The 14,335-nt window shown below is 54.0% G+C and carries 14 protein-coding genes; 4 read left to right on the top strand and 10 right to left on the bottom strand.

Annotated elements, in window-relative coordinates:
• Positions 1 to 163: 163 nt before the first annotated feature.
• From sdhB to sdhC, 4 genes are read right to left on the bottom strand one after another with little or no spacing between them, the layout of a single operon-like run.
• Positions 164 to 880: a succinate dehydrogenase iron-sulfur subunit SdhB gene (gene sdhB / locus MUU46_RS17455; protein ID WP_159754315.1), complete on the bottom strand. Its 717-nt coding sequence runs from the start codon at positions 878 to 880 to the stop codon at positions 164 to 166.
• A gap of 16 nt (positions 881 to 896) precedes the next feature.
• Positions 897 to 2,663, bottom strand: coding sequence for a succinate dehydrogenase flavoprotein subunit (sdhA, locus tag MUU46_RS17450; RefSeq protein WP_159754318.1), 1,767 nt, complete (start codon positions 2,661 to 2,663; stop codon positions 897 to 899).
• Positions 2,663 to 3,010, bottom strand: a complete 348-nt coding sequence (sdhD, locus tag MUU46_RS17445) for a succinate dehydrogenase membrane anchor subunit (protein ID WP_258966174.1) — start codon at positions 3,008 to 3,010, stop codon at positions 2,663 to 2,665. The genes sdhA and sdhD overlap by 1 nt, the downstream gene beginning before the upstream one ends.
• A complete protein-coding gene (gene sdhC / locus MUU46_RS17440; RefSeq protein ID WP_168927187.1) occupies positions 3,004 to 3,408 on the bottom strand; it encodes a succinate dehydrogenase cytochrome b556 subunit in 405 nt (134 codons plus the stop codon). The genes sdhD and sdhC overlap by 7 nt, the downstream gene beginning before the upstream one ends.
• A 638-nt stretch (positions 3,409 to 4,046) precedes the next feature.
• On the opposite strand from sdhC, the gene gltA reads away from it, so the two are divergent.
• Entirely contained in the window at positions 4,047 to 5,333 is a 1,287-nt protein-coding gene (gene gltA / locus MUU46_RS17435; protein WP_159754324.1) for a citrate synthase, read from the top strand.
• 148 nt (positions 5,334 to 5,481) lie between these two features.
• Here gltA and pxpC read toward each other — a convergent pair whose 3' ends face one another.
• The 3 genes from pxpC to MUU46_RS17420 are packed head-to-tail and all read right to left on the bottom strand — an operon-like array spanning position 5,482 to position 7,823.
• Positions 5,482 to 6,414 (bottom strand): 5-oxoprolinase subunit PxpC, encoded by a 933-nt coding sequence (gene pxpC / locus MUU46_RS17430; protein WP_258966173.1) that lies wholly within the window; start codon positions 6,412 to 6,414, stop codon positions 5,482 to 5,484.
• Complete coding sequence (pxpB, locus tag MUU46_RS17425) at positions 6,408 to 7,064, bottom strand: 5-oxoprolinase subunit PxpB (protein WP_258966172.1); 657 nt, start codon at positions 7,062 to 7,064, stop codon at positions 6,408 to 6,410. Before pxpB ends, pxpC begins: the two co-directional genes overlap by 7 nt.
• A gap of 15 nt (positions 7,065 to 7,079) precedes the next feature.
• Positions 7,080 to 7,823: a type 2 GTP cyclohydrolase I gene (locus tag MUU46_RS17420; RefSeq protein WP_258966171.1), complete on the bottom strand. Its 744-nt coding sequence runs from the start codon at positions 7,821 to 7,823 to the stop codon at positions 7,080 to 7,082.
• Positions 7,824 to 8,086: 263 nt separating this feature from the next.
• Here MUU46_RS17420 and dtpD point away from each other — a divergent pair, with 263 nt between their 5' ends.
• Positions 8,087 to 9,568 (top strand): dipeptide permease DtpD, encoded by a 1,482-nt coding sequence (dtpD, locus tag MUU46_RS17415; protein ID WP_258966170.1) that lies wholly within the window; start codon positions 8,087 to 8,089, stop codon positions 9,566 to 9,568.
• Here dtpD and phrB read toward each other — a convergent pair.
• The 3 genes from phrB to MUU46_RS17400 form a co-directional block, all read right to left on the bottom strand.
• The gene (gene phrB / locus MUU46_RS17410) at positions 9,565 to 10,977 is read right to left on the bottom strand and encodes a deoxyribodipyrimidine photo-lyase (protein WP_258966169.1); all 1,413 of its coding nucleotides are present in this window, start codon (positions 10,975 to 10,977) and stop codon (positions 9,565 to 9,567) included. The two genes, dtpD and phrB, sit on opposite strands and share 4 nt — an antisense overlap.
• A 10-nt stretch (positions 10,978 to 10,987) precedes the next feature.
• Positions 10,988 to 11,944 carry a YbgA family protein gene (locus MUU46_RS17405; RefSeq protein WP_258966168.1) on the bottom strand — a complete coding sequence of 319 codons (957 nt, stop codon included), beginning with the start codon at positions 11,942 to 11,944 and terminating at the stop codon, positions 10,988 to 10,990.
• A 122-nt stretch (positions 11,945 to 12,066) separates the two neighbouring features.
• Positions 12,067 to 12,267 (bottom strand): YbfA family protein, encoded by a 201-nt coding sequence (locus MUU46_RS17400; protein ID WP_110510102.1) that lies wholly within the window; start codon positions 12,265 to 12,267, stop codon positions 12,067 to 12,069.
• Between the two features lie 299 nt (positions 12,268 to 12,566).
• Here MUU46_RS17400 and kdpF point away from each other — a divergent pair, with 299 nt between their 5' ends.
• A complete protein-coding gene (kdpF, locus tag MUU46_RS17395; protein WP_159754348.1) occupies positions 12,567 to 12,656 on the top strand; it encodes a K(+)-transporting ATPase subunit F in 90 nt (29 codons plus the stop codon).
• Positions 12,656 to 14,335: a potassium-transporting ATPase subunit KdpA gene (kdpA, locus tag MUU46_RS17390; RefSeq protein ID WP_258966167.1), complete on the top strand. Its 1,680-nt coding sequence runs from the start codon at positions 12,656 to 12,658 to the stop codon at positions 14,333 to 14,335. The genes kdpF and kdpA overlap by 1 nt, the downstream gene beginning before the upstream one ends.

Raw genomic sequence — 14,335 nt, 5'->3', positions numbered from 1 at the left:
CTTAGGGATTGACCCTTTTCCGCCTCTCTTCTTTTCGCTGAGAGGGAAATACATCTGGCAGTTTTTAGAGGTTTCCTGCAATTCCGTTTTCCCGGTGGCGCTGCGCTGGCCGGGCCTATGTAAATGTAGGCCTGATTAGCGTAACGCCACCCGGCGTTATGACTTATGCACTGCGTTGCAGCAGCATCGACTTAATATGGCCGATGGCGCGCGTCGGGTTAAGACCTTTCGGACATACACTGACGCAATTCATGATGCTATGGCAGCGGAATACGCTGAAAGCGTCACTTAAGCCTTCAAGGCGGCTATCAGTTTCAGTATCACGGCTGTCGATCAGGAAGCGGTACGCTGCCAGCAGACCGGCTGGGCCGATAAACTTATCCGGATTCCACCAGAATGATGGGCATGAAGTGGAACAACATGCACAGAGAATACACTCGTACAGACCGTCCAGTTTTTCACGTTGCTCAGGCGACTGTAAATGTTCGCGAGCTGGTGGATTCTGCCCATTATTCAACAGGTAAGGCTTAATCTTCTCATATTGGGCATAGAACTGCCCCATGTCTACCACCAAATCGCGAACCACGGGTAAACCCGGCAGAGGGCGAATCACAATCTTCTGCCCGGCACGCTGCAGAGCAGAAATTGGGGTAACACACGCCAGACCGTTTTTGCCGTTCATGTTCACGCCATCGGAGCCACACACCCCTTCACGGCAAGAACGGCGGAACGACAGCGTCGGGTCCTGTTCTTTCAGCTGGATTAACGCATCCAGCAGCATCATGTCGCGCCCTTCATCCGCTTCGAGGGTGTATTCCTGCATGCGCGGAGCATCATCGACATCCGGGTTATAACGATAAACTGAAAACTCGAGTCTCATTTTCCTGTCTCCGCAATTAGTAGGTACGCACTTTCGGCGGGAATGCCGGACGCAGTTTCGGTTCCATGTTCACTTCACGACGGGTCATGGATTCTGACTGCGGCTGGTACAGGGAGTGGCAGAGCCAGTTTGCGTCATCACGCTCAGGGAAGTCGAAGCGGCTGTGTGCGCCACGGCTTTCAGTACGGAAGTTTGCCGATACCGCCGTCGCGAAGGCCGTTTCCATCAGGTTATCCAGCTCCAGGCACTCAACGCGCTGGGTGTTGAATTCGCTTGAGGTGTCGTCCAGACGGGCATTTTTCAGGCGCTCGCGGATCTCTTTCAGCTGTTCCAGACCTTTGGCCATCGCATCACCTTCACGGAAGACCGAGAAGTTGTGCTGCATACATTCCTGCAGTGCTTTACGGATTTCCACCGGATCTTCACCGTTACGGGTGTTGTTCCAGCGGTTGAGACGTTCCAGAGAAGCGTCAATGTCAGATTCGCTTGCGTCACGCAGCGCACCCTGCTCGGCGATTGATTCTTGCAGATGCAGGCCAGCGGCACGACCAAAGACCACCAGGTCCAGCAGCGAGTTACCACCCAGACGGTTAGCACCGTGTACGGATACACACGCGATTTCGCCCACTGCGAACAGGCCTGGGATCACTACGTCTTCGCCCTTCTCGTTCACGGTCAGCGCCTGGCCGGTCACTTTGGTCGGAATACCGCCCATCATATAGTGGCAGGTTGGGATAACCGGGATCGGTTCTTTAACCGGGTCGACGTGTGCAAAAGTACGGGACAGCTCGAGGATGCCCGGCAGACGGGATTCGAGAACATCTTTACCCAGATGATCGAGTTTCAGTTTGGCATGCGGACCCCACGGGCCTTCACAACCGCGACCTTCACGAATTTCGATCATGATGGAACGCGCCACTACGTCACGGCCCGCCAGGTCTTTCGCGTTTGGCGCATAGCGCTCCATGAAACGCTCACCGTGTTTGTTCAGCAGATAACCGCCTTCACCACGACAACCTTCGGTCACCAGCACGCCCGCACCGGCGATACCGGTTGGGTGGAACTGCCACATTTCCATATCCTGCACCGGAACACCGGCGCGGATAGCCATACCGACGCCATCACCGGTGTTGATATGCGCATTGGTTGTGGACTGATAAATACGGCCTGCACCACCGGTCGCCAGCACGGTGGCATTGGCTTTGAAGTACACGACTTCACCGGTTTCGATGCACAGTGCCGTACAACCCACCACCGCGCCATCCTGATTTTTCACCAAATCCAGCGCATACCACTCGGAGAATATCGTGGTGTTGTTTTTCAGGTTTTGCTGATACAGCGTGTGTAACAGCGCGTGACCGGTACGGTCAGCCGCCGCTGCGGTACGTGCCGCCTGCTCGCCACCGAAGTTTTTCGACTGGCCGCCAAACGGACGCTGATAAATAGAGCCATCATCCAGACGGGAGAATGGCAGACCCATATGTTCCAGCTCCAGAATCGCTTCCGGGCCGGTCTTACACATATATTCGATAGCGTCCTGGTCACCGATGTAGTCTGACCCTTTTACGGTGTCATACATGTGCCATTCCCAGTTATCTTCATGGGTATTACCAAGCGCAACGGTGATACCGCCCTGCGCAGACACGGTATGGGAACGGGTCGGGAAGACTTTAGAGAGCAGCGCACAGGTCTGGCCGCCTTGGGAAATTTGCAGTGCGGCACGCATGCCTGCACCACCTGCGCCGATTACAACAGCATCAAATTCTCTGACTGGTAGTTTCATTACACACCCCACACCACAACAAATCCATAAATCACGTAAACCACCAGTGCAACGACGATAGCCAGTTGCAGAGGCAGGCGAATCGCCAGCGGTTTAACGTAGTCGGTCAACACCTGCCACATGCCAATCCAGGCATGGATCAAAATAGAGAACAGAGCCAGCAGGGTGAAGACTTTGGTGAAAGCGGAAGAGAAGAAACCCATCCAGACTTCCCAGGTGAGCGAGCCGTGGGTCGCGAAGAAACCAACTATGTAGATAATGTACAGAGTCAGAACGATCGCGGTGGCACGTACGAGGATGAAGTCATGTACGCCGTTGCGTCCTAGTGCTGAGGCGTTGCTTACCATACGAGGACTCCTGCGAGAAGTGAAAGCACGACAGTAATAACAAAAGATATCTTGGCAGACCGCACACCCACTTCGAAGGTCTCTTCCAGATAGCCAAAGTCCATCATCAGATGGCGAATGCCCACCACGGCGTGATACGCCAGTGCGGTCAGAATGCCCCAGAGGATGAATTTGACGAAGAAGCCGCTCATGATGGAGCTCGCGACCTGGAAACCTTCAGGAGAGGAGAGACTGGTGCCCAGTAACCACAACAGGATGCCAACCGCCACAAATGTAATCACGCCAGAAACGCGGTGGAGGATGGACGCTATCGCCGTTACAGGAAATCGGATCGTTTTGAGATCCAGATTGACAGGTCTTTGTTTTTTCACATTTTTTATCATGAATAACGCCCACATGCTGTTCTTATTGTTTCCCTTCCTCCGGTCTGCGTGCGGGTCAGACAGCGTCCTTTCTATAACTGCGCGTCATGTAAAAACTCCATATAAAAGAGCTAAAACGGCACATTACAACGCTGGGTGGCTCGGGATTGCAGGGGGTTCCGGAGACCTGGCGGCAGTATAGGCCGTTCACAAAATCATTACAATTAACCTACATATAGTTTGTCGGGTTTTATGCGGAACAGTGATCAGGGTCACGATAACAACATTATTTTAATTTTTACTCACCTGATTTGACAAACATTAAACATTATTGTTACAACCATCACTTAGAAAGGCATATAATGCGTAAAAGTTATGGTGTCACTCTTTCTCCTGACAAATAGTTATGTAATGGTGAGAAAGTATTGACCGATGTAATCAGGACAGTTAATAGTGATACACAGGTTTGAAAAATCGGACTGCTAAGACCCTGATTTGCTGTTGTTTCACGGTGGATTGAACGTATGCCCCAAGGCGCCCTTTGCTCTGTACCCTGGTTTACCCTCGCGAGCTGAGCGGTGAGCCGAATAACAAACTGGTAAAGTCGAAAATCACCCTGAAAGCGAATCCGGCATCCGGCAGTCTTATGTAATAAGGCGCTAAGGAGACCGTAAATGGCTGATACAAAGGCAAAGCTCACTCTCAACGGTGATACTGCTATTGAACTGGATGTGCTAAAAGGCACACTCGGCGAAGACGTTATTGATATCCGTACCCTCGGTTCAAAAGGGATGTTCACTTTTGACCCTGGTTTTACCTCCACCGCATCCTGCGAATCAAAAATCACGTTTATCGACGGTGATGAAGGTATCCTTCTCCATCGCGGTTTTCCTATTGATGAGCTCGCAACACAGTCTAACTATCTCGAAGTCTGCTACATCCTGCTGAACGGTGAAAAACCGACCCAGGAACAGTACGAAGAATTCAAAACCACCGTGACCCGTCACACCATGATCCACGAGCAGATTACCCGTCTGTTCCACGGCTTCCGTCGTGACTCGCATCCAATGGCGGTCATGTGCGGCGTGACCGGCGCGCTGGCGGCGTTCTATCACGACTCCATGGACGTGAATAACCCGCGTCACCGCGAAATCGCTGCGTTCCGTCTGCTGTCTAAGATGCCGACCATGGCCGCGATGAGCTACAAATATTCCATCGGTCAGCCGTTTGTATACCCGCGTAACGACCTCTCCTACGCGGGCAACTTCCTCAACATGATGTTCTCCACCCCATGTGAAAACTACGTGGTGAACCCGGTTCTGGAACGCGCAATGGACCGAATTCTGATTCTGCATGCCGATCACGAGCAGAACGCCTCTACTTCTACCGTCCGTACTGCGGGCTCTTCCGGTGCGAATCCGTTCGCCTGTATCGCCGCGGGCATCGCGTCTCTGTGGGGACCCGCACACGGCGGCGCCAACGAAGCTGCACTGAAAATGCTGGAAGAGATCAGCTCTGTTGAGCATATTCCAGAATTCGTACGTCGCGCCAAAGATAAGAACGATTCGTTCCGTCTGATGGGCTTCGGTCACCGTGTTTACAAAAACTATGACCCGCGCGCCACCGTGATGCGTGAAACCTGTCACGAAGTGCTGAAAGAGCTGGGCACCAAAGACGACCTGCTGCAGGTGGCGATGGAGCTTGAGCACATCGCGCTGAACGACCCGTACTTCATCGAGAAGAAACTCTACCCGAACGTGGACTTCTACTCCGGTATCATCCTGAAAGCGATGGGTATTCCGTCCTCCATGTTTACCGTCATCTTCGCCATGGCGCGTACTGTTGGCTGGATTGCACACTGGAGCGAAATGCACAGCGAAGGCATGAAAATTGCCCGTCCACGCCAGCTGTACACCGGTTACGACAAACGTGAGTTCAGCTCAGACGTTAAGAAGAAATAATTGACGTTGGGGGCGGGGCAGCCTGATGACCTCACCCCACCCCTCTCCCACGTGGAGAGGGAGCAAACACTAAAACGGTAACCCTCGGGTTACCGTTTTGCTTTTACCTTGTGTGGCGGATCTCCGGTCCTTCAGGCATAACGCGTTCTTACTGTTCTGCGTTGAGACGCCAGGCCAGCTGTTCGAAATAACGGTGCTGATCGTCTCGCGCTTTCAGTGCTTCTTCCAACGTGCATGGCACAAAGTGAATCGGCTGCCCCAGTGGAATTTGCGCCAGTTGATACATATCGGCTTCGATAATGCAGGCAATACGCGGATAACCGCCGGTAGTTTGCGCATCATTCATCAGCACAATTGGCTGGCCGTTGTGCGGCACCTGTACCACGCCCGGCAACAGGCCGTGTGATAACAGCTCGCGGTCCGTGGTACGCACCAACGGTTGGCCCTGTAAACGATAACCCATGCGGTTACTTTGCGGGCTGAGTTGCCACGGCGCACGCCAGAAGTTCTCCTGCGATGCAGCATCAAATTCATGATATTCCGGCCCCGGCAATGCTCGAATCCAGTTCCCGCGCAGCAGTTGTTTCACACCCTGCGGACCGTTAAATGTGCGCGAAGCTGGCAGCAATTTCAGGGTATCGCCATCCTGAAGACGACGCCCTTCCAGCCCGCCAATCCCGACATTAAGATCGGTACTGTACGAACCCAGCACTTTCGGCACATCAATGCCGCCCGAAATGGCCAGATAGCTGCGAATACCGTGCAACGGTCGCTTCATCACCAACGTTTGCCCGGCCTTAACTTGCAACCGCCATCCCGCCCAAACGGGTTTATCGTCGAGCATCGCTTCGCATCCCGCACCCGTCAGCGCAAACCAGCCGTCGCGTTCAAACTGAACCGTCAGCTGGCCCAGCGTAATTTCGAGAGCTGCCGCGCTCGGGTCATTACCCACCAGCAAATTAGCAGTGAAAAGCGCCGGTTTATCCAGCGCGCCGCAGCGGCTGACGCCGGACTGACGCAGGCCATAACGCCCGTCGTCCTGGACCGAAGTGTAGAGGCCTGAACGTATAATTTTCAGCATACGCCCTCCTTTTGCGGCACAAAGCGCACCGTATCTCCCGGCCTCAGTAAAACCGGCTCTGACAGGCGTGAATCAAACATCGCCAGCGAGGTATGGCCAATCAGCTGCCAGCCGCCCGGCGTTGCCAGCGGATAAATGCCAGTATGCTGACCGCCAATCCCAACGGAGCCCGCAGGTACCTGCACTCGCGGCTCTGCCCGACGCGGCATCGCCAGTTTTGGCGACAGCCCACCCAGGTAAGCAAAGCCAGGCTGGAAGCCTAAAAACCACACCACATAATCCTGCGATGCGTGAAGCTCTACAACCTGCTGCGGCGTAAGGCCGCAATGCTCGGCCACCAGCGGTAAATCCGCCCCCAGTTTGCCGCCGTAAACCACGGGGATATCAATCTGGCGGGAATCCGGCTCCAGTACTTCGCTCTCTTCCCACCAGCGCTGAATACGCTCGATGGCATCCAGCGCTAGCGACTGCGGATCACGCAGGATAACGGTGATATTATTCATCCCAGGAATGGCTTCGAGCACTTCCGGGTATCCAGGTAAACGCTGGGTCAGATGCCAGATACGTTTCTGGCTCTCCAGCGTCACAGGCGGTTCAAGTTCCAGAACGACTGCCGTTTCGCCCAACAGGTAACAACGCGCTCGCTGCACTTTCGCCCTCTCTCATCAGGCCGGGTTAGGGATGTCAATAAAGGTGACATCCAGATCGGTATTTTCTGTCAGCCATTCGCTTAATGCACGAATGCCGCCGCGTTCGGTCGCGTGATGACCGGCGGCATAAAAATGCAAGCCCTGCTCACGCGCTGAATGGATGGTTTGTTCCGACACTTCACCGGTAATAAAGGCATCCACGCCAAAACGTGCCGCGCTGTCGATAAAACTTTGACCACCGCCGGTGCACCACGCCACGCGCGATATTTTGTCCGGCCCGGTATCCCCGCTCCACAGCGGCGTACGACCGGTGCGGGTTTCAATCCACGACGCCAGCTCCAGTCCGGAAACGGCCATCGACAGTTCGCCCCAAGGCACCAGCGGCTCTATTTCGCCCTTGATGTTGATGCCGAGCAGCGCGGCTAACTGGGCGTTATTACCAAGTTCAGGATGTGCATCCAGCGGCAAATGCCAGCCGTAAAGGTTGATATCATTGGCCAGCAACGTTTTAAGCCGGTTGCGCTTCATGCCGCGAATCACCGGTGACTCCCCTTTCCAGAAATAGCCGTGATGTACGATAACGGCATCGGCTTCCAGACGAACGGCTTCATCCAGCAGTGCCTGGCTTGCGGTCACGCCGGTGACGATTTTGCGGATCTCTTCCCGCCCCTCAACCTGCAGCCCATTTGGTGCGTAATCGCTGATCGCTGCACTGTTGAGTTTGTCGTTAATCAGTTGTTCCAGTTCACTGTTTTTCATCGTCACTCCAGACTTTCCTTCAATACTGTTGGATACCATAGCCGCCTGACGGCTTCACGTCGATACCCGCACAACGCCTGACAAAAAACCGCTCTGTTGATTTGCGCAAAAAACGCTTAACGTCACGCAGCACGATCATGTATATTTATGCATAAGGACAGCATATAAATTGAGCTTTTACGTTCAAGGCCCATGGAAAGAATATAAGAAACGAATAATGCGGAATGATTATCTTCTGCACTTCTGGCAAGACTGAGAGCAACATGAAGACACCATCGTCACAACCACGCGCTATCTATTACGTGGTCGCACTGCAAATTTGGGAATATTTTAGCTTTTATGGGATGCGCGCGCTGCTGATCCTGTATCTCACCAACCAACTGAAATACAACGATAACCACGCTTATGCGCTGTTCAGCGCCTACTGCTCACTGGTCTATGTCACGCCAATCCTCGGCGGCTGGCTGGCGGATAAAGTGCTTGGCAACCGCATGTCGGTGATGATCGGCGCCTTTTTGATGGCCGTCGGCCACCTGGTGCTCGGCGCCAGCGAAATGTCATCGATGTTCCTGTACCTGTCATTGGCAATTATCGTTTGCGGCTACGGTCTGTTTAAATCGAACGTTAGCTGCCTCCTCGGCGAGCTTTATGAACCCACCGATCCGCGCCGTGATGGCGGTTTCTCCTTACTTTACGCCGCAGGTAACGTCGGCTCTATCATCGCACCAATCGCCTGTGGTTACGTCCAGGAAGAATACAGCTGGGCGATGGGCTTCGCACTTGCCGCCATCGGTATGCTCGCCGGTCTGGTGATTTTCCTCTGCGGGCACCGCCATTTCAGCCATACCGTCGGCGTGAACAAAACCGTCCTGTGCAGTAAGAAGCTGGCCGTTCCGGTCTGGGGTTGGTTGCTGGCGCTGATGGTTGTGTCGCCGATTGTCATTGCTGTGCTGTTCTGGAAAGAGTGGTCACTGTATGCGCTGATTGTTGCCACCGTTATCGGTCTGGTCATGCTCGCGCACATCTACAAAAAAGCAGAGAACCAGAAGCAACGAAAAGAGTTGGGGCTTATTGTGGTCCTGACCTTCTTCAGCCTGCTGTTCTGGGCCTTTGCCCAGCAGGGCGGCAGTTCCATAAGCCTGTATATCGATCGTTTCGTGAACCGCGATATTCTTGGCTATGACGTGCCAACGGCGATGTTCCAGTCGGTCAATGGTTTTGCCGTGATGATGTGCGGCGTGTTCCTCGCCTGGGTGATCAAAGAATCGGTGACAGGTAATCGCGCGGTGCGCATCTGGGGTAAATACGCCCTGGGACTTGGGCTGATGAGCGCAGGTTTCTGCATTCTGACCCTGAGCGCACGCTGGTCTGCGACCTACGGTCATTCATCGATGCCACTGATGGTTCTGGGCATGGCGGTAATGGGCTTTGCCGAGCTGTTCATTGACCCGGTTGCGATGGCGCAAATCACACGCATCGAAATTCCGGGCGTGACCGGCGTGCTGACCGGCATCTACATGCTGCTTTCCGGGGCAATCGCCAACTACGTCGCGGGTGTGATTGCCGATCAGACATCGCAAAGTGCCTTTGATGCTGCGGGGGCGATTAACTACTCTATTGATGCATACATCGACGTGTTCAGCCAGATAACCTGGGGTTCACTGGCCTGTGTGGCCGTGATGCTGGTCATCTGGCTTGGCCACGCGATGAAAGTCAGATCCCGTCGTCTGGCGCTGGAGTCTTAAGATTTTCTGGCGGCTTCATATGCCGCCAGCGTATCTAACCGTGCCTGTTTGTGATTTACAATCGGGCGCGGATATTCAAGCGTTATCCCCTCTTTTTCCGCCCACAGCCACGGCTCATGAATCCCCTTCTCTGGTACTGTATTCAATTCAGGTAGCCAGTGACGAATAAACACGCCTTCTTTATCAAACCGTTCGCCCTGCGTAGTCGGGTTAAAGATTCGGAAATACGGTGCTGCGTCGGTGCCGGTGGACGCCGCCCACTGCCAGCCGCCGTTGTTGGCCGCTAAGTCGCCGTCTACCAACTGTGACATGAAGTAACGCTCGCCTTCCCGCCAGTCAATCAGCAAATCTTTGACCAGGAAGCTGGCGACAATCATCCGCAAGCGGTTGTGCATCCAGCCTGTTTCATTGAGCTGACGCATCGCCGCATCGACTATCGGGTAACCTGTTTTCCCCTGCTGCCAGGCGGCAAGTGCCACACTATCGTTGTTCCACGCAACGTTATCCGTCCAGGCGATAAAGGGTTTATAGCGGCACAGTTCGGGATGATAGGTCATCAGATGGCGGTAAAATTCACGCCAGATAAGTTCATTTAGCCAGACCGCGCCAGGGCCGCCCTCTGGCGCGAACGGACATTCCGCGAGAAGCCGATGTAGGCACTGGCGCGGAGACAGTACGCCCAAGGTGAGGCACGCCGATAACCGACTGGTGCCCTCAATCGCGGGGAAATCTCGCTTTTCTTGGTACTCCCCGGCCTGCTGTTGGCAGAAGTGGCGCAGCCTGGCAATGGCGGTTTTCTCATCCGCCGGAAACAGCCCGCTATCAAATGGCTCTTGAGGGAGATTAAGTACAATCTCAGACGTTTCACACGCCCCATTGTCACGATGCGCCGGAGCCTGGACGCATTCCGGCAGCCCTTCTTTTAGTCGTCGCAGATACGCATTTTTAAACGGCGTAAACACCTTATACATCTGATGATTCCCGGTCATTACGCTTCCGGGCGCCAGCATCACGCTGTCATCAAACCCCTGGCACGTCACGGTATCCAGAGTTTTTTCCACGCAGCTGTCGCGCTGACGCTCGTTAATTTCATATTGATAGTTATAGAAAAGCCGATCGACTTGTTGCTCATCGCAGACATTTTTCACTACCTTTACCGACGCAGCGAAATCCGCCACTTCACGAAATAATAAAGGAATGCCTTTTTGCGCCAGCTGCGTTTGTAACGCGTTTAGTTGAGCCTGCAAAAATGCCGCCTGGCGTGGCGCCATATGATGCTGCTGCCACTGTTTCGGCGTGGCAATAAACAACGCGATCACCTTCGCCTGACGATCCCGACAGGCGGCGGCCAGCGCCAGATTATCGTGCAGGCGTAAATCGGTGCGAAACCAGACCAGATGGGTGGTCATAACTCTCCGGTTAATGTCCGTAACGTAAGCGTAAGGCTTCCGGCCAAGGATCGAAATAGCGCTGCCCGGCCAGATAAGCATCAGGAAATTCAGCCATATAGTGTTTTAACAACGTGACGGGTGCAAGCAACGGCTGCGTGCCCTGCCGATAGCGATCGATAAGGTCTGCCAACTCTTGCCGCTGTCGACTATTAAGCTGTTTGCGAAAGTAGCCCTGCACGTGCATCAAAACATTGGTGTGATTGCGGCGAGTTGCCGGATGTGACATCAGCGTCATCAGACGCTGGCGATAGTCGACAAAGTAGTCCTCCAGCGACGTCCATTCCGCCATCGCCGCCACAAAGCGCCCGAGATCACGGTACAGCGGCTGAGAATGCGCCAGCAGTAACAACTTATAGCGGCTGTGAAAGGCCATTAATTCACCGCGATTCAGGCCCCGTTCGCGAAGAGCATGCAACTCATGCAGAGCATAAATACGCTCGACGAAGTTCTCGCGAAGAACAGCGTCCTGTAGACGCCCGTCTTCTTCCACTGGCAGCCACGGGTACGTTTCCATCAGGATCTGGGTGTAAATGCCTCGTCCAGATTTGCGGCTATATTGACCGTCGGTCTCGTATACCCGCACTCGCTCCATACCACAGCTTGGCGATTTTGCGCACACGATATAGCCGCACAGCTTTTCGAAACGGGTAATCCGCTGACGGGTAAAATCGCGCATCGCCTCGGTTAAATCACCGTCGCGTCCATCGCTAAAACGCAAATTCGTGCTGCCCTGCTCGTCTTTCATCAATCGCAGCGCGGGTCTCGGCACCGGTAAGCCAATGGCCATTTCCGGGCAGACGGGCTCAAACGCCACCAATGGGCTGAGATCCTCTACTGCAAAAGTCAGGCGTTTATGCCCGCCGTCAAAACGAACGGGCTCGCCTAATAAACAGGCGCTGATGCCAACCGGGATTTTCTCACTCATAACCGCTCCTTTCAGGCATATGAAAGAAGTGTAGACGCCCAAAAAACGAAAAAGGCCGCACAAGGCGGCCTGGACGTAATTCGGTAAAATTTTAGGATTCTATCCAGCGGGATCGCGACAGATCAGTAAAAATCACAGGTCGCTTTTTCGGCCTGATCCATCCATACCGGTTTTTCACTGGTTTTAGACCAGACACGGTGCAGATAGCTGTAAAAACGTCCACGATCTTTCCAGAATAGCATCACTGGCAGCGCCAAAACACCCGCCACAACGGCGAAAGTACGACGCATCAATACAACATGTGCAGGAAACTCTTTGTACATAATCTCTCTCCCCTTTTATGGCCGGCAACGCACGCCGGTAAACGTTATCTGGGTCAAATAATACCGCTTTGGTTGTAATTTTGCTACTCATCCGACCACTTTTTTTGGCCGCCCTGGGCTGATTTACACTTCTCACCGTAATAAAGTTACATAAAAGTTAAATTAATACTAACCAGTAGTTAATTAATGGTCTTTGCCATTTTTATATTATTTTTACACCCGGCCCTGCGTTTTTTGCGAAATCTTTGCACCGAAAAACTTACCGTTACCGCACGTCATTAAACACCTGGAGGTGGACTGTGAGTGCAGGCGTGCTAACTGGTATGGTACTGGTTTTCCTGTTATTGGGTTATCTGGTTTATGCCCTGATCAATGCGGAGGCCTTCTGATGGCAGCGCAAGGGTTTTTACTCATTGCCAGTTTTTTACTGGTCCTGTTCATTCTGGCGCGCCCTTTAGGCATCGTGCTGGCACGGCTCATTGCCAATACGCCTCTGCCCGGAACAGCCAGAGTTGAAAGCGGTCTTTGGCGCCTGATGGGCATATCCGCCCAAGAGATGAACTGGCGGCAATATCTGCTGGCTATCATGATGCTCAACGTATTGGGGATAGTGGCGCTGTTCGCCATGCTGATGTTGCAGGGCGTCCTGCCGCTGAATCCGCAACACTTTCCGGGGCTCTCCTGGGACCTGGCGATGAACACCGCCATCAGCTTTGTCTCCAACACCAACTGGCAGGCGTACAGCGGTGAAAGTACGCTGAGCTATTTCAGCCAGATGTCCGGGCTGGCAGTGCAAAACTTCTTATCTGCCGCGACTGGCATCGCAGTCGTGTTCGCGCTAATCCGCGGTTTCTGCCGCCACAGCACCACCACGCTGGGTAATGCGTGGATGGACATCGTGCGCGTTACGTTGTGGATCCTGCTGCCGCTGTCGCTGTTGATTGCGCTATTTATGATCCAGCAAGGCACGCTGCAAAACTTTCTCCCGTACCAGCATTTCACTTCGCTGGAAGGCGTAAAAGGTCTGCTGCCAATGGGACCGGTAGCGTCGCAGGAAGCCATCAAAATGCTCGGCACCAACGGCGGCGGCTTCTTTAATGCCAACTCCAGCCATCCATTTGAAAATCCAACGGCGCTGACCAATACGGTGCAAATGCTGGCGATTTTCCTGATCCCAACCGCGCTGTGTTTCGCCTTCGGTGAAGCGGTCAACGACCGCCGCCAGGGACGCGCGATCCTGTGGGCGATGTCGGTCATTTTCGTCATTTGCGTAGCGGTGGTGATGTGGGCTGAGCTCAGCGGGAATCCTCACTTCCTGAAACTCGGGGCCGACAGCGCCATCAATATGGAAGGCAAAGAGAGCCGGTTCGGCATTCTGCAAAGTAGTCTGTTTGCGGTGGTGACGACCGCGGCGTCCTGCGGCGCAGTGAACGCCATGCACGACTCCTTTACCGCGCTCGGTGGAATGGTGCCAATGTGGCTGATGCAGATTGGTGAAGTGGTGTTTGGCGGTGTAGGTTCCGGGCTGTACGGCATGCTGCTGTTCGTGCTGCTGGCGGTGTTTATCGCCGGGCTGATGATTGGCCGTACGCCGGAATATCTTGGTAAAAAAATCGACGTGCGCGAAATGAAAATGACCGCGCTGGCGATCCTCGTGACTCCGACACTGGTCCTGCTTGGCACCGCGCTGGCGATGATGACCGACGCCGGGCGCGCCGGGATGTTCAATCCGGGTATTCACGGTTTCAGTGAAGTGCTGTACGCCGTGTCATCCGCCGCCAATAACAACGGCAGCGCCTTTGGTGGCCTGAGTGCTAACTCTCCATTCTGGAACTGCCTGCTGGCCTTCTGCATGTTCGTCGGACGCTTCGGGGTGATCGTGCCTGTCTTGGCCATCGCAAGCTCGCTGGTCAGCAAGAAAATTCAGCCCGCCAGCACCGGCACGTTACCGACCTTCGGCCCGCTGTTTGTTGGCTTGCTGATAGGCACCGTGATTTTGGTTGGCGCCCTGACGTTTATTCCCGCCCTGGCGTTAGGCCCGGTCGCAGAACATCTCTCTTCGTTATAA

Origin of the sequence: Scandinavium tedordense, from assembly GCF_024764965.1 — a bacterium.
Classification (GTDB): Bacteria; Pseudomonadota; Gammaproteobacteria; order Enterobacterales; family Enterobacteriaceae; genus Scandinavium; species Scandinavium tedordense.
Note: the sequence above shows the minus strand (reverse complement) of the source record. Positions and strands in the feature narration are given on the sequence as shown.